Annotated in this window: 14 protein-coding genes; 11 read left to right on the plus strand and 3 right to left on the minus strand. The window is 59.7% G+C overall.

The window, feature by feature from the left end; translation table 11 throughout:
• Positions 1 to 19: 19 nt before the first annotated feature.
• The 4 genes from LOC68_RS18270 to LOC68_RS18285 all read left to right on the plus strand — a co-directional run bounded on the left by LOC68_RS18270 (position 20) and on the right by LOC68_RS18285 (position 6,158).
• The gene (locus LOC68_RS18270; protein ID WP_230221399.1) at positions 20 to 2,443 is read left to right on the plus strand and encodes a hypothetical protein; all 2,424 of its coding nucleotides are present in this window, start codon (positions 20 to 22) and stop codon (positions 2,441 to 2,443) included.
• Between the two features lie 66 nt (positions 2,444 to 2,509).
• Positions 2,510 to 3,268 (plus strand): C39 family peptidase, encoded by a 759-nt coding sequence (locus LOC68_RS18275; protein WP_230221401.1) that lies wholly within the window; start codon positions 2,510 to 2,512, stop codon positions 3,266 to 3,268.
• A 94-nt stretch (positions 3,269 to 3,362) separates the two neighbouring features.
• Positions 3,363 to 4,826, plus strand: coding sequence for a RimK family protein (locus LOC68_RS18280; protein ID WP_230221403.1), 1,464 nt, complete (start codon positions 3,363 to 3,365; stop codon positions 4,824 to 4,826).
• A 114-nt stretch (positions 4,827 to 4,940) separates the two neighbouring features.
• A complete protein-coding gene (locus LOC68_RS18285) occupies positions 4,941 to 6,158 on the plus strand; it encodes a carboxylate-amine ligase (RefSeq protein WP_230221405.1) in 1,218 nt (405 codons plus the stop codon).
• Between the two features lie 806 nt (positions 6,159 to 6,964).
• Here the strand turns inward: LOC68_RS18285 and LOC68_RS18290 are convergent.
• A complete protein-coding gene (locus LOC68_RS18290) occupies positions 6,965 to 8,119 on the minus strand; it encodes an aldose epimerase family protein (protein WP_230221407.1) in 1,155 nt (384 codons plus the stop codon).
• A 262-nt stretch (positions 8,120 to 8,381) separates the two neighbouring features.
• Between LOC68_RS18290 and LOC68_RS18295 the strand changes: the two genes are divergently transcribed.
• The 4 genes from LOC68_RS18295 (at position 8,382) to LOC68_RS18310 (ending at position 11,066) form a co-directional block, all read left to right on the plus strand.
• On the plus strand, positions 8,382 to 8,927 hold the full coding sequence (locus LOC68_RS18295) for an RNA polymerase sigma factor (RefSeq protein ID WP_230221409.1): 546 nt from the start codon (positions 8,382 to 8,384) through the stop codon (positions 8,925 to 8,927).
• Complete coding sequence (locus tag LOC68_RS18300; protein ID WP_230221411.1) at positions 8,924 to 9,598, plus strand: hypothetical protein; 675 nt, start codon at positions 8,924 to 8,926, stop codon at positions 9,596 to 9,598. The genes LOC68_RS18295 and LOC68_RS18300 overlap by 4 nt, the downstream gene beginning before the upstream one ends.
• A 63-nt stretch (positions 9,599 to 9,661) precedes the next feature.
• The gene (locus LOC68_RS18305) at positions 9,662 to 10,630 is read left to right on the plus strand and encodes a PDZ domain-containing protein (RefSeq protein WP_230221413.1); all 969 of its coding nucleotides are present in this window, start codon (positions 9,662 to 9,664) and stop codon (positions 10,628 to 10,630) included.
• 172 nt (positions 10,631 to 10,802) lie between these two features.
• Positions 10,803 to 11,066 (plus strand): lipoyl domain-containing protein, encoded by a 264-nt coding sequence (locus LOC68_RS18310; protein WP_230221415.1) that lies wholly within the window; start codon positions 10,803 to 10,805, stop codon positions 11,064 to 11,066.
• On the opposite strand, the gene rpiB is transcribed toward LOC68_RS18310, so the two are convergent.
• Positions 11,063 to 11,500, minus strand: coding sequence for a ribose 5-phosphate isomerase B (rpiB, locus tag LOC68_RS18315; RefSeq protein ID WP_230221417.1), 438 nt, complete (start codon positions 11,498 to 11,500; stop codon positions 11,063 to 11,065). The genes LOC68_RS18310 and rpiB overlap by 4 nt on opposite strands.
• A gap of 344 nt (positions 11,501 to 11,844) precedes the next feature.
• Between rpiB and LOC68_RS18320 the strand changes: the two genes are divergently transcribed.
• The 3 genes from LOC68_RS18320 to LOC68_RS18330 all read left to right on the plus strand — a co-directional run bounded on the left by LOC68_RS18320 (position 11,845) and on the right by LOC68_RS18330 (position 15,502).
• Positions 11,845 to 13,527, plus strand: coding sequence for a hypothetical protein (locus LOC68_RS18320; protein WP_230221419.1), 1,683 nt, complete (start codon positions 11,845 to 11,847; stop codon positions 13,525 to 13,527).
• A 1-nt stretch (position 13,528) separates the two neighbouring features.
• On the plus strand, positions 13,529 to 14,401 hold the full coding sequence (locus LOC68_RS18325; RefSeq protein ID WP_230221421.1) for a glycosyltransferase family 2 protein: 873 nt from the start codon (positions 13,529 to 13,531) through the stop codon (positions 14,399 to 14,401).
• A 156-nt stretch (positions 14,402 to 14,557) separates the two neighbouring features.
• Complete coding sequence (locus LOC68_RS18330) at positions 14,558 to 15,502, plus strand: rhomboid family intramembrane serine protease (protein ID WP_230221423.1); 945 nt, start codon at positions 14,558 to 14,560, stop codon at positions 15,500 to 15,502.
• On the opposite strand, the gene LOC68_RS18335 is transcribed toward LOC68_RS18330, so the two are convergent.
• Complete coding sequence (locus LOC68_RS18335; protein ID WP_230221425.1) at positions 15,477 to 15,965, minus strand: hypothetical protein; 489 nt, start codon at positions 15,963 to 15,965, stop codon at positions 15,477 to 15,479. The genes LOC68_RS18330 and LOC68_RS18335 overlap by 26 nt on opposite strands.
• Positions 15,966 to 16,068: the final 103 nt, after the last annotated feature.

Here is a 16,068-nt window from a genome sequence, read left to right on the forward strand (position 1 = left end):
TCTATCGGTCCAACGCCCCATGTATCGATTCGCTTTTGCTGCGCTGCTTGCCGTTTCGTTCGCTTCGTCGGCCCTCGCCCAGGCGCCGAAATCTTTCTCCGGCATCTATCCGCACCTCGCCTACTTCAATAACGAAGGGGAATGCGGCACCGGCGCCGTCGTACCTTGGGCCGATCGTTTGTGGGTAATCACCTACGGTCCGCATCTGCCGAACGGTTCGAGCGACAAGCTGTACGAAATCGATAACGACCTGAAGATGGTCATTCGGCCGGAAAGCGTCGGCGGTACGCCAGCCAACCGGATGATTCACCGCGAATCGAATCAGCTCTTCGTCGGCCCCTATGCGATCGACGGCGAACGCGAGGTTCGCGTCATCACGCCGCAGCAGATGTACGGCCGGTTGACTGGCAACGCGCGACATCTATTCGACCCGGCCGGCAAGATCTACTACGCGACGATGGAAGAAGGTTTTTATGAGGTCGACGTCAAAACGCTCGCAGTGACCGAGCTCTATCAAGATGGCAATCGCCAAAAGGAAAAAGGGGGCTCGCTGTTGCCGGGCTATCATGGCAAAGGGCTCTACAGTGGCGAAGGACGATTGATCTACGCCAACAACGGTGAGAACTCGGACCTGGCTCGCAAACGTCCCGACGTCGACTCTGGTTGTCTGGCCGAGTGGGATGGCAAAGACTGGAAAGTCGTCCGCCGCAATCAATTCACCGAAGTGACCGGACCGGGCGGCATCTACGGCAACGCCGATCCGGCCAACGACCCCGTCTGGAGCGTCGGCTGGGACTATCGTTCGCTGATCCTGATGGTGCTGGATGGCGGCAAGTGGCACACCTATCGCTTGCCGAAGGGAAGCCATTGCTACGACGGCGCCCATGGTTGGAACACCGAGTGGCCCCGGATCCGCGACATCGGCGAAGAAGACCTGCTGATGACGATGCACGGTATGTTCTGGAGGTTCCCGAAGAACCTCACGTCGAAGTCGTCAGGCGGCATCGCCGCTCGCAGCAACTACCTGAAGGTGATCGGCGACTTCACGAAGTGGAACGATCAGGTAGTGTTCGGCTGCGACGACACCGCCAAGGCGGAGTTTTTGAACAAGCGAAAAGCGAAAGGGGACCTGATCGGCCCTGGCCAATCGCAATCGAACTTGTGGTTCGTCGACGCCGCCAAGATCGACCAGCTTGGCCCGGCGATCGCCCGCGGTTCGGTCTGGTTGCATGACGCCACCAAGGAAGACGTGCCCTCCGATCCGATGCTCGCCGGCGGTTTCGCACGCCGCGGCGTTCACCTGGCTCACCAGGAAGCGGAAGCGGTCACCTTCACGCTCGAAGCCGACCAGCAAGGAAACGGTCAGTGGAAAACGCTCCACACGGTCGAAGTGCAGCCGAAGGGCTACGCGTGGCTTGATCTGTCGGCCGATCCGCAGGCCGCGTGGATCCGCGTTCGGACCAACCGCGACTGCCAGGACGTGACCGCGTCATTCCATTTCGCCAACGAAGACCAGCGGCCGACCATGACCGGCGATCTGTTCGCCGGAATGGCCAAGCATGACGCGACCGACTACCTGGCCGGTTTGGTTCGGGCCCGAGGAGAAAACCTGCGGACGTTGCAGCTGGTCTCGAGCGTCGTCCAAGGGGAAAAGCTGGTCGAAGAGGCGAACTTTGAAGTCGCCGCCGACATGGCCCTCGAGCCGCTGGCTGACCCGGCGTCGCAGGTCTGGCTGAAGAAGAACGCCACCCCGCCGACCGGCGTGCTGGCGTCCGACGCCGCTTCGGTCGTCTTTGTGGACGACGATGGGAAGACCTGGCGGTTGCCGCGGCATATCGACGTCGCCGAAAGCGCCGCCGGGCCGGTTCGCGTTGACCGGGAAGTTTGCACCGAACGGGACCTGTTCCACGCGTCGAACATCTTCTACGAGCTGCCGGCCATCAACGCCGGCGGGTTCGCCAAGATACGCCCGGTCGCATCGCACGACCTGCGGATTCACGACTACTGCAGTTACCGTGGGATGATGATCCTGACCGGCGTTGCGGCCGACGCGGCGGCCGGCGAGCACATCCTCCGCAGCAGCGACGGCCGCGGCGCCCTCTGGGCCGGAACGGTCGACGACCTGTGGCAGCTCGGAAAAGCGGTTGGCCGCGGCGGACCGTGGCTCGATACCAAGGTCGCCGCCGACGTCCCGTCCGACCCCTACCTGATGAACGGGTTCGAAAAGCGGACGCTCACGCTGTCGCACAAGGGGGACAAACCGGTCAAAATTCGGGTCGAAATCGACGTTACCGGGGATGGCGACTGGATGCCGTACCAGACTTTTTCGGTCGAGCCGAACCAGACCGTAACGCACCAGTTCCCCGCGGCGCTGCATGCTTATTGGGTGCGAACGGTCGCCAATCAGCCGACGACCGCCTCGGCCCAGCTTGCCTACGAATAAAATTTTGCCGCCAACGGCGGGAAGTGGACTTCCCGCCGAAGCGCTTCGCGGTAAAAATTCGCGCTTATGGCAAAATCGCTTCATCTCGACATTCTCCCCCAGCCCGACGAAACGACGTGCGGACCGACCTGTCTGCACGCCGTCTATCGGTTTTTCGATGACGAGCTGCCGCTGGCGCAGGTCATCCGCGAGACGCCCAAGCTGGAGGAGGGGGGAACGCTGGCAGTCTTGCTCGGCTGCCATGCGCTGCGTCGAGGGTACAAAGCGACGATCTACACCTACAACCTGGCGGTCTTCGATCCGTCCTGGTTTTACCCGCCTCCGGAACCGCTGGAGTCGGAAGAGGCGGTCGCCGCATTTCATAAGCGGCGGCTGATCGAGCGGTTGCATGCTCAAATGCAGGTCAAGGAAGAGCCGAAGCTGCACACCGCGAGCCGCGCCTACATCCAGTTTCTGGAACTCGGCGGGGCGATTGAGATGGAAGACCTGAGAGCGTCGCTCGTGCGGCGTTTTCTGAAACTCGACTTGCCGATTTTGACCGGGCTGAGCGCCACGTATCTATATGGCACTCCCCGCGAGTTCGGCCTCGATTGCAAGCCGGACGACGTACGCGGCTACGCCGTTGGGCACTTCGTCGTCCTCCATGGTTACGACAAGGAGGCGGGAACGGTCAGCGTGGCCGATCCCTATCTGCCCAATCCGCTGGGAGAGGAACATCATTACGATGTGAAAATCGATCGATTGTTGTGTGCGATCATGCTCGGCGTCCTGACCTACGACGCCAATCTCTTGGTGATTGAGCCCGCCGAAAAATCCAGCAATTAAAGCCCCGTTTCCCCAACACACCATCTTTTTTGCAGCGCGCAGGCGCGCTGTCGCGCTCCGCGGCGAAATCGCGGCAAGGGAGTGCTATTTCGCGATGTCCGTATTGATTGTCACCAACACGCCGGACGACTGGCCCGCCCAGATCGAAAACGTGCAGGTCGTCGCCGCCAACGATTACCTCACCAATTCCAAGTTCAGCGAACTGCGCGGCGTGAAGGTCTTTAACCTCTGCCGATCGTACAAATACCAAACGATCGGTTACTACGTTTCGCTCTTGGCCGAAGCCCGCGGCCACAAGCCGCTTCCTAGCGTCACCGCAGTTCAGGACCTGAAGACGCACGCGATCGTCCGGCTCGCTTCGTCCGACCTGGAAAAGCTGATCGAAAAGTCGCTGGCGCCGATCAAGTCGGACAAGTTCGAGCTGAGCATCTACTTCGGCCGCAACATGGCCCAGCGTTACGATCGGCTTTGCACGCAGCTCTTTAACCAGTTTCAGACGCCGCTGCTTCGGGCCAGTTTCGTCCGCGACAAAAACGGTTGGCAACTGCGCGCGATCAACGCGATCTCGACCAACGACGTGCCGGACGCCCATTGGGACTTTGTGCTGGAAGCGGCTCAGCAACACTTCGCCGGACGAGGCGGCAGCGTCAAGAAGCGCGCCCGAGCTCGCTTCGACATGGCGATCCTCCACAATCCCGAAGACGCCGACAAACCGTCGAACGACAAGGCGCTCGCCAAGTTCATCAAAGCGGCCGAAGCGCAAGGGATTCACGCCGAGATGGTCACCCGCGACGACTACGGCAGCATCGGCGAATTCGACGCCCTCTTCATTCGCGAGACGACCCAGGTCAATCATCACACCTACCGCTTCTCGCGTCGCGCCGCCGGCGAAGGGTTGGTCGTGATCGACGATCCGCAGTCGATCGTCCGCTGCACCAACAAGGTCTTCCTGGCCGAGATCCTCTCGCGCCACAAGGTCGCTACGCCGAAGACGTTGGTCGTGCAGGAAGAGACGGCCGGCATGATCGCGCCGGAGCTAGGTTTTCCCTGCGTCTTGAAAAAGCCCGACAGCTCGTTTTCGCACGGCGTCGTCAAGGTGAAGAACGAATCGGAACTGGCCGACAAACTGAAGGAGTTCTTTGAACATTCCGACCTGATCATCGCCCAGGAATTTTTGCCGACCACCTTCGACTGGCGGATCGGCATCATTGATCGTCAGCCGATCTATGCTTGCAAGTACTACATGGCGACCGGGCACTGGCAGATCATCCAGCAGAAAGAAGGGAAGACGAAGTACGGCAAGTCGGAGACGATCCCGATCGAACTGGCGCCCCGCAAAGCGGTGCAAGTCGCGCTCAAAGCGGCCAACCTGATCGGCGACGGCTTGTACGGGGTCGACGTGAAGGAATCGAACGGCCACTTCAGCGTGATCGAAGTGAATGACAACCCAAACCTCGACGCCGGCTACGAAGACGCGATCCTGAAGGACGAACTCTACCGAAGGATCATGAGCGTCTTCCTAAGAAGAATCGAACAACGCAAAGCCGGCTTGTCGTAAACCCAGGGTGGCACTGCTGGCTTGTCCAGCAGTGGAGCCCTAGTACCAACTTCCCACTGCTGGGCAAGCCAGCAGTGCCACCCATCAAACGCAATTCCTCCTTTGGTAACCCCCATGAGCGATCCGCTTCACTTGTTTGACGCGTTCGGCGTAGAGCTGGAATACATGATCGTCGACGCGCAGTCGCTCGACGTCCGTCCGATCGCCGACTTGCTGCTGAAGGAAGCGGCCGGCGAGATCCTCTCGGAGATCGAACTGGGAGAGATCGCCTGGTCGAACGAACTTGCATTGCACGTGATCGAACTGAAGACGAACGGTCCGGCTCCGTCGCTCGATCCGCTGACCGACTACTTTCAGCAGCACGTGAAGCAAGCGAACGATTTCCTGGCGACGTTCGGAGCCCGGCTGTTGCCGACCGCGATGCATCCCTGGATGGACCCGCACGCGGTCCAGCTCTGGCCGCACGACTACAACCCGATCTACGAAGCGTACAACCGGATCTTCGATTGCCGCGGCCATGGCTGGGCGAACCTGCAAAGCGTCCATCTCAATCTGCCGTTCGCCGGAGACGAAGAGTTCGGACGATTGCATGCCGCGATCCGTTTGATCATGCCGCTGTTGCCGGCTTTGGCCGCCAGTTCGCCGATCTGCGACGGCAAGCCAAGCGGGTTCCTCGACACGCGGATGGAAGTTTACCGGACCAACTCGCAGCGGATTCCTTCGCTCACCGCGGCGGTAGTGCCTGAGCCGATTTTTACCGAAGGGGATTACCAGCGCGAAATCTTCGCGAAGATGTACGCCGACATTGAGCCGCACGATCCGGAAGGGATGTTGCAGTTTCCCTTTTTGAACGCCCGGGGCGCCATCGCGCGGTTTGATCGAGGCGCGATCGAAATCCGCGTCCTCGACATCCAGGAATGTCCCGCCGCCGACCTGGCGATCTTGCAGGCGATCGTCGCCACGCTCAAGGCTTTGGTAAGCGAAAAGTGGTCTCCTCTGGCCGAACAGCAGCTGGTCGCCACCATGCCGCTGTCGCAGCTCTTTTTGGAAACGATCCGCACCTCGGACGCGACTCCGATCGAAGACGGAGTCCTCCTCCGTCAGTTCGGCTGGAACGATCGCCATCGTCCCACCGCCAAAGAGCTGTGGCGACATATCCTGGCCGAACTGAACATGACTCCGGCCAAAGAAAGCCCGCTCGACGTCATCCTGAGCGAAGGCCCGCTCGCCCGCCGTATTTTGCACCGCGTCGGCCATGACCTGACGCAGCTGAAGTCGATCTACGGCGAGCTGGCCGAATGCCTGTCGAGCGGAACGATGTTCCGCGCGTAGGTCCGGCGCCCGCTACAACGGAAGACTCGCTCCTTAAAAAATGGTTGACAAAGCGCACGGATTCGTGGTCGAGTGCGCCTGCAGGATCGTGCCTCTTCGCAGAGGCGTCTGGCTCTCGGAGGAGCCCCGGTTGGTTCGCTAACCTCGGGAAAGTTCAGGGGAGATTTGCGGCGCCGTCGTGCGCGAGGAATGAAGGTGCGCGCTGTGCGAAACGGAGAATGCTGCGGTCCCGCCGATCCAAAAAAAATGCGCCGCGGTCCAGTCCACTCTGGCGAAAAAAAGAGTGCAGCGGTCCACTCCAGTTTTGGGGTAGGGCTTTGGGAGGTTGGGAATTGCCCAGATTGTCGTTCGGGGTGTGGTCGAAAAAAAATGCGCGCTGCGGTCCAGTCCACTCTGGCGAAAAAAAAAGAGTGCAGCGGTCCAGTCCAGATTTGGGGCAGGGCTTTGGGAGGTTGGGAATTGCCCAGATTGCCGTTTGGGGCGTGATCGCAAAAAAAATGCGCGCTGCGGTCCAGTCCACTCTGCCCCCAAAAAAAGAGTGCAGCGGTCCAGTCCGGTTTCGGGGATGGGCCTTGGAAGGTTAGGAATTGCCCAGATTACCGTGCGGGGCGTGGTCGCGAAAAAAACTGCGCGCTGCGGTCCAGTCCTTGGTGATTCGGGTTGGATTCGTCAATTCAGCTTCGACAACCGTTAGTGAGCCTGCGGCCGCATTCCCTCGGCTTGCGCCTCGGGTTAGTGTTTGGCGCGAAAAAAACGGCGACTGGAGTCCAGTCGCCGTTGGCAGGTCATTTTGTCGTCCGTGAAAACTACTTTGCCACGCGGAACTTGTGGACCGTGGTCGAGCGGAATTCTTCGCCCGGCTTCAGGGTGGTCGTCGGGAAGTTCGGCTGATTCGGCGTGTCGGGGTAGTGTTGCGTTTCCAGGCAGAACGCTTCGTGCTGGTTCAGCCGAGCTTCGGCCGGCAGGCCTTTCAGGAAGTTGCCGGTATAGAGCTGAATGCCAGGCTCCGTGGTGTAGATTTCCATCACCCGGCCCGACTTCGGCTCTTGGACGGTCGCGGCCAGGGCGAGCTTGCCTTCTTGGCCCCGGAGTACGAAGCAATGGTCATAGCCAATCGGATCGCCGCCGGTCGCTTGCAGGTCTTGGCCGATCGATTTCATCGTGGTGAAGTCCATCGGAGTCCCTTTGACGGTCGCTTCTTTACCGGTCGGAATCAGGGCGTCGCTGACCGGCAGGTAGGCGTCCGCTTCCAGCTTCAACTGGTGGTCGTAGACTTTGCCGCTGCCGGCGCCGGCCAGGTTCCAGTAGCAGTGGTTGGTCAGGTTCAGCACGGTCGCCGCGTCGGTGGTCGCCGTGTAGTCCATGATCAACTGGTTGTCGCTGGTCAGCAGGTAGCTGACGCTGACCTGCAGGTTGCCGGGATAGCCTTCTTCGCGATCGGGGCTGGTGCGGCTGAAGGTAACGCCGATGCGATCCGCGTCTTTCACTTCCTTGGCGTCCCAGACGTAACGGCTGAAACCTTTGTCGCCGCCGTGCAGGGTGTTCTCGCCGTTGTTCAGGGCCAGGCTATATTCCTTGCCCCCCAGCGTGAATTTGCCCTTGGCGATCCGATTGGCGTAGCGACCGACGGTGGCGCCGAAGTAGGGATGACCCCCTTCGTACAAAGCGACGTCGTCGAGGCCGGCGTTGACGTTGGCGAGCACGCCGTTTTTGTCCGGGGCCTTCAGCGAAACGATCGTCGCTCCGTAATTGATCAACTCCATTTGCAGGTCCCCGTTCTGTATCGTGAACAGGGTGACCTCTTGTCCGTCGGCGGTTTTGCCGAAGGGTTGCGCGGTGATCGACATGCCGGGTTTACTCTTTGCAGCGGTTTGCGTCGGCTCGGCGGCGAGGACGAACTGCGTCCCCAAGAGGCTCGCGGCCAACGACAAGACGCACCAGCATCGCATAATTTTGGTCATTTCTCGACTCCCCTTAGGGGCCTTTAAGCGTCCCTAAGCTCTGGGTTTGGGCGGTTAGATAGGGTGGAAAGGGCCCGCGCATTATGTCGAGCGGTTTGGCGAAAGTCCAGATTTGCCGAGCCTAAAGGGAAAAACCGTGCCAAGTTTTTCTGCGTAGTAAAGGAAGTTGCGCCAAAGATCTCAATCGGGCCCATTTTTTCTAAAAATTCGCCGCAAGAGAGTGCCGCCTGCGGCATCTATCTGCAAACGGAGAGCCGCGACCTTGCCTAGCAGCGCCGACAATCAACCGAAGCCCGACTGGCCAGCCATTATCGCCGAGCATGAGCGATGGCTGCGCGCCGTGCTCTACGCGCGATTGCGGAACAGCGAGGACGTGGAAGACGCGTTTCAGGAGACGTTCGCCGCGGCGATCGTCGGCAGCGACAAGTTGCGTGACCTGGACCGCGTCGGACCGTGGCTCTACCAGATTGCCGTTCGCCAGGCGTTGCAACTGCGGCGCAAACAAGGGCGCCGGCAAAAGAAGATTGAGCAATTCGCTCAAGAGGCCCCTACGGCCAGCGAGCGGGATCCGCTTGCCTGGATGTTGGCGGACGAACGGCAGCAGCAAGTACGCGACGCGCTGAAGGAACTACCGCAGCGCGACGCCGAAATCCTGCTGCTGAAATACCTTGAGGATTGGAACTACCAGCAGATCGCCGACAGGATCGGCGCGAGCCATAGCGCAGTAGAAGCGCGACTGCATCGGGCTCGCGGGCGACTGCGCGACAAACTACGTGCACGGAGCGTCGCAGGAGCGGCCCGATCATGAACGAAAACGAACGAATCGAACTACAACGCCAAATTGATTTACTGGTCGACGGCGAACTGTCAGCCGAACAAGAACGCGCCTTGCTTGCGAAGCTGGAACAAGAAGAGGCGTGGCGCGATTGTGCCCTGACGTTCGTCGAAAACCAGGTACTGCGGCGAACGTTGCCGCCGATGGTCGATTCCCACCCCGTGGCGATTCCCCGCGCCACAGAGTCTCCCAGCGCGGCGCCGATCCTCCACGGCGCCCGCGGCTGGGATGGTCGCTTCGGCCAAGTGGCGACGCTCGCCGCTTCGGTCTTGATCGCGTTTATCGCCGGGCAGATGATCGCTCCCTGGATGTCGGCGTCGCAGAGCGGCGGCAGATCGATGGGGAAATCTCAGAATTCCGGAAATTCGCCGCAAGAGGCTCCGCTCTTCGTCAACTATCGGACCGGCGACGGCGTTAACCGGATGCCAATTGCGATCGACGAGAGCAAATCATTTGATCCAGCGGCGCCATTTCCGACTTCGTTCGGAATGAGCCAGCAGCAGTTGCAACAGTTGAGCGACGATGGCCGAGCGTATCAACAAAAGCAGCAATGGATTCCGGTGAAGTTAAAAGATGGACGTGAGGCGGTGGTTCCGGTGCAGGAACTGACGATTGAGCCGCCCCCAACGCATTATTTTCCGTAACGGATTGCGATCGCCGCCCATGGCGTGCGACACGAACAAGAACCAGTCAGGGAGTATTGGGACATGAAATTGGATTGGTATTCTAAGGGACTAATGTTGGCCGCGATGGCCGCGACCTTCGGCGGCGGTAACGTGCTGATGGCGCAAGAGAGCGGCGACGCCAAGGTGGTCGAAGCGAAGCCGGCCGAAGAAGCGCCGGCCGCGGACGAAGCGAAGTCGGAAGATCAAGTGACCGAGCGTTACTGGATCGGCGCCAAAATGACCGCGGAAGTGCCGAGTTTGCTGAAACGTCACCTACCGCAGTTGGCCGAAAAAGGAGTCTTCGTCGAAGGCGTGTTTGCCGGCAGTCCGGCTGAGGAAGCGGGGCTGGAAGCGGAAGATGTGGTGCTGGAGCTGAACGGTCAGCCGATGGTCGACGCGCGTAAGCTGGTCGACGCCGTTCGCGAGGGGGAAGGAAAGACGCTGAAGTTTGTCGTCCTGCATAACGGCAAAGAGACCGCGGTCGACGTAACGCCGCGCAAGATGACGCAGGAAGACGTGTTGGCGATCGCTCAATCAAGCTTGATGCAGGGCGCAGAGTCGGACGCCCGCATGCCGATGCGAATGCGATTCTTCGGTCCGGGGCAGATGATGCCGCAACCGGGCGTCATGCCGGAAATGCGTCTCATGGACAAGTCGACCGGCGAGACGATTAAGATTCGCGTCTCGCGTGAGGGAGATGGTCCGGCGAAGGTGCATGTCGAACACAATGGCAATTCGTACGACGTCGACGCCGAACATATCGACGACTTGCCGAAAGAGATTCGCCCCATGGTGACCCGCGCATTGCAAAGCGGAGCGTTTGGGCCTCACGGCGAATTGGATATTGATTCAATGCTGCCCCACGGACCAGAAGGGCCCATGGTAGAAGGAATGCTGCAACAGCAGTTGCAGGATATCCGCCGAATGCTGGAAGAGATGAAAGCGCAGATGCGCGGGCAGATGCAGGACGCGCCGCAGCAGCCGAAGGCGGAAGACGATCAATCGATTTAGAAGAAAACCTGTCTCGCCAGGTAGAAGAGGGATGAGGGGGCGTGCGCGGCAAGGCGCACGTCCCTTTTTATCATGGGGGAACCGGCGATTTGATCTTGTTCCGATCGCTTCTGGCCGTTATTTATTCCGCCGCACGTTCACTTGAAACATTGACAGCGCGGTCTTGCCATCTATGTCAGAAGTTCGCCAAGTTCCCCTGATTTTGCCCGACCTTGGTCTGGAAGACTCAACGCTTCGCGCCAGCATGTGGTTGGTATCGAAGGGGAAACCGGTTTATCGCGGCGATCGCTTGCTGGAAGTCTTTGCCGGCGAAGTGACGTTCGACGTCGTCGCCCCAGCGTCGGGAATCCTGGCCATGAAGATGGTCGATGAAGATGACCGGATTGAAGTCGGTCAGATCCTGGGCGCCATCGATGCTAGCGACGAGCGGAGCTAGTTAATCGGCTCGTCCAGCTTGGCGATCCGACGCTCGTGTCGGCCTCCCTCGAACTCTTCCGCCAGCCAGGCCTCAACAATCTCCAGCGCCAGCGGCAACTCGATCAACCGTTCGCCGATCGCGATCACGTTCGCCTTGTTGTGCTTGCGTCCCAGCTTGGCCGTTTCGATGTTCCAGCAGTAGGCGCAGCGGACGCCCTGGACCCGGTTGGCGGCGATCGCTTCGCCGTTGCCCGATCCACCCAGAACGATCCCGCGGTCGAACTCGCCATCGGCGACCGCTTTGGCGGCTGGAATGATGAAGTCGGGGTAATCGCACGATTCCGGCGAGAACGTGCCGTAGTCGGCCGTCTCATGCCCCAGTTTCTGCAAATGCTCCAAAATCGCTTGCTTATATTGGAAGCCGGCGTGGTCAGAAGCGACAACGATCTTCATTGGGCGAACTGAACGAATCGAAAGGGGAAGGAGGTCCCCCGCACGCGAAATCGGTACGGGCCGGACGTCCCATCATAGTCGGCAAAATCGGAACGTGTTAGGCCCGAAACCGTCCTGCGGGAGGCCGTCTGGCCGGTATTTGGACCTCTTTTTGGCCCAGATTCCTGCAGCCCGATCCCGTTTTTCGGCCGATGCAACTGTATGACCTACGCTTATGCAGTGTTTTTGGAGCGATTTTGTCCCTTTCCCTGTCTCATTCCATGTCAGCCGACTCCCCACCTGCGACTTCTCCCCGAGGTTTCCTCCATTGGGGAATGCTTGGCGCGATTCTTTTGGCGGCCGCGATGGCGGTCACGCCAAACGTCGCCGATCCCGATTTGTGGGGACATGTTCAATACGGTCTCGACTTGCTGCGAGACGGCCTCCCTGCGACTACCACGTATAGCTACACCGCCGAAGGGTATCGCTGGATCAATCATGAAAACCTGAGCGAAATCGTGCTGGCGATCGGCGCTCAGACGATCGGTCCGGTCGGCCTGCTGTGGGCGAAGTGTTTGCTGGGACTCGCAATCGTGGGCGTGATGCTGTGGCGCTGCGAATCGCAGCGGACGCCGCTGCTGGTCTCCGGCGTGATCGTCCTGCTGGTGGCGCTCAACTTTACGAATCACTGGAACGCGCGACCGCAGCTTTCCAGCTTCGCTCTGTTCACGCTTTTGATTCTGCTACTTGATCGTTGTTTCGCCGGGTGGCGCGATGACTGGCGATTGCCGTGGCTCGGAGCGCAATTTCGCCGACGCGATTATCAACCGCTGGCCGCTTCTCATCCGCGGATGAAAGCGCTCTGGCTTTGCGTGCCCCTCTTTTTCGTCTGGGCCAACGCTCATGGCGGATTTGTCGCTGGGTACGCGGTCTTCGTCGCCTATTTGATTTGCCGCTTTGTCGAGTTGTCGCTCGATCGCGGCTGGCAAGGCGCCGGGATGATGCGTCGGCTCGGTCTGATGGCGGTTGTCGGCGGACTGGCGACGCTGATCAATCCGTACGGACCGAATCTGCATCGCTGGTTGCTGGCCGCGCTCGGAACGGCTCGACCCGAGATCACCGAATGGCATCCGCTCTATGAAATGAATCTGGCGTCGATCGCCTTTTTCGCGCTGCTCGCCGCGTTGGCGTTTTCGATCTTGCTGAGCCGCAAGCCGCTCGACTTTACGCAGCTGGCGATCACGGGACTGGTCGCCTGGCAGGCGACTTCGCATCAACGACACACGCCGTTTTTGGCGATCTTGTTCGGTTTGTGGTACGCACCTCACTTCGCTTCGGCCTGGAGTCGCTGTTTTGGCGCTGCCGATCCGGCGAAGGAGCAGACGTCGCCGCGACAAGTCTGGATCATGGGAAGCGGCCTGGCGGTCGTCTACCTGGTGTTGATCGCCGCGCTGGCTCCGCGACTTTCGCAAATGCCGACGCCCCGCGATCAGTATCCGGTCTCGGCGATCCAGTACATGGCTGACCATCATTTGAAGGGTCGCTTGGTCGTGACCTACAACTGGGCCCAGTATGCGATCCATGCGCTGGCCGCTGACGGCGATACGTCGTTGCAATTCGACGGCCGCTTTCGGACCAGCTATCCGCAGGAAGTGCTCGACATGCACTTCGATCTGATCCTGGGGCCTGATCCGAATTTCCGCAATCGTAGTCCAGAGTCAGGTCCGGCGGATGCGAGCCGCGTATTGGCTTACGGTCATCCCTATCTGGTTCTGATCGATCGCGGTCAGCCTTACTCGACCGAAGCGATGCGTCAGCACGCCGATCAGTGGACGCTGCTCTATCAAGATTCGCTTGCCCAACTTTGGGGTCGCCGTGATGAATATGGCGATCCTGGTTCGCCCCAATTTATTTCGCCCCAACAACGCCAAATCAGCGATGCCCCGCAAATTGGCGCCGTGTCGTGGCCCGCACATCCGGTAACTCACCGCGACGTTGCGATCGCCCAACCGTCCATCATGCCAGCAAACAATGCAAAGGGGAATTAAGATGCCAGCCTCAACGATCTCGCGTCCCGCGGCGATGCCGCATGACGCCTTCGATTGGGAAGGGGAAACGATTACCGCGATCGATCGCCGCTTGGACGAAATCGATCGTTTGTCGCATGCGCTGGACGCCGAAGAAGTTCAGCCAGCGATCGAGCAGGGCGCCGAAGCGAAATACGAGTTTCCGCCCGGCTTTCGTTTGAGCGTCGTGATCCCGGTTTACAACGAACGAGATACGATCGAGAAAGTGGTTCGCCGGATTGATCAGCTGCCGGTCGATACCGAGATCATCGTGGTCGACGATTGCAGCACCGACGGCACTCGCGACGTGTTGGCTCGCATCGCTCATTACATCGATCTGAAGATCAAGTATCACGACCAAAACCAAGGCAAAGGCGCCGCGCTGCGAACCGGGTTTGAAGCGGCGACCGGCGAAGTCGTCGTGGTGCAGGACGCCGATCTCGAATACGACCCGCGCGACATCCTGACCGTGATTCGGCCGATTCTGGACGGAGAAGCGGACGTCGCCTACGGCTCACGGTTCAGCGAAGCTCGGCACGCCAATTCGTCTTGGATTCACCGCGCCGGAAACCGCTTTTTGACCTGGCTGTCGAATTTCACGACCGGGCTGCAAATTACCGATATGGAAACCTGCTACAAGGCGATTCGGATCCAGGCGCTTCGTTCGGTGACGATCGAGCAGGATCGGTTTGGTTTCGAGCCGGAGATCACCGCCAAACTCGCCCGGCGGAAATTCCGGTTCGTCGAGCGGCCGATCTCGTACAACGCCCGCAGCTGGAAAAGCGGCAAGAAGATCGGGATCCGCGACGCGCTGCAGGCGATTTGGTGCATTTTCCATTACGGCTGGCGCGATTAGTCGCCAGGGGCGGCGCCCATCGTCGCTTAACTGTTCTACAATAGTCCAACGACTCTTTGACCGAACGGAATAAATCTGACGCGGCGCAGGTGGAGAAGTCCGCGGCGCCGGTCGGCGATGATATAAGGGCGTCCCCGAGAGGGCGAATGGATTGAAATGCGGCAAATTGGCGCCATAGCGACCGATCGTGAAGCTGCACGCTTCATCGACTACCTGCTGACTCAAGGGATTGATGCGAAAGCGGAGCCGCGCGACGGTAAGTTCCTCGTCTGGATTCATGACGAAGGGCAGATCGATCAGGCACGCAGCGAACTCTCGGCCTATCTCTCGAATCCCAACGACCAGCGCTACGCTGACGCCGCCAAGGAAGCGAACTCGATTCGCAAGGTCGAGTATCTGAAGAACGAGCAACGCCGCAAGAACGTGCATGACATGCGCGGCAAGCTCGGCGGGGTCGGCATGATGGCCCGCGCAACGCCGGTCACGATGACAATCATGTGGATCTGCATCGCCGTGACGGCGTTTAGTATGCTCGGCCCCAGCATCGTGAATGGCCTGCCCCGGAACTGGCTGATTGATTGGCTGACGTTCGCTCCCGCTGCGATGATTCCGCAGGCGATTCGCAGTCACGATCCGTTCGTCGCGATTGAAGCGGGTCAGGTCTGGCGATTGATCACGCCGATCTTTCCGCATGGAGGCCTCATGCACATCGTCTTTAACATGTGGATGTGGTATTCGTTCGGCGGCATTCTGGAGCGTCGCCTAGGATCGGGGCGTTACCTGGCGATGGTGCTGGGATTGACGCTGTTCGCCAACATCGCGTCGGCGATGGCCTCCATCTATATTTCCGGCAACGGCGGAGAGCTATACGCCATTGGGATCTCCGGCGTGTTGTTCGGCTTGTTTGGATTCGCTTGGGCGAAGTCGACCTTCGAGCCGCAGTTCGGCATTTACCTGCCGGGCCAGATGGTGATCGTGATGATGTTCTGGTTTGGGCTCTGCTGGATGGGCTATGTCGGCAACATCGCCAACTGGGGACATACGTGCGGGTTGGTCGCCGGCGTGATCGCTGGATTTATTCCGAGCGGTTCGTCTCGGTGATCGGCGTCGTTCGCGAAATCGCAAACGCGACGAATTGCTGCAGTCCTTCTCGAATCGGTTCGGCGTCGAGTTGGCTCTGCGCTCCTGCAGCGCGAATGTAGCCGCAATCGACGTCGATCTCGATCTCGTAACTACGCCCGTGTTCATGGAACTCCAACATTGTCGTCCATGTGGGCGTACAGCGGTTAGGCTTGCCTGGAATCTGGTAACTCGCGTCCTCGACCAAGGCCTTCTTCAGGTCATCAAGATCCGCGACGTGGGAGATGTCGCGGCGCTCGGTTTTCCCATCGACCTTCCGTACTAGAAATACTTGCTGGGCGCTACGAATCAGAGCCGCTTCCTCTGGCCCGAAGTAGCCGATCGCCGCCCGGGCGCGGTTCCAATGGTAAATCGTGGTCAGGACGGCCACCGAGACCGCAAGCAGGAGAATAGCGGCGACCAGCCAGGTTCCGCGAGCGTTCATACGGTGATTTTTGCCGGGATAGAGGGAATTCTGCGTTAGTCCTGGGCATAGTATACTTGGGATTTCCCGATTGATTGACCGCTTGCCAGAAGAGATAAGTCTC

The organism is Blastopirellula sediminis (assembly GCF_020966755.1).
Taxonomy (GTDB): Bacteria; Planctomycetota; Planctomycetia; order Pirellulales; family Pirellulaceae; genus Blastopirellula; species Blastopirellula sediminis.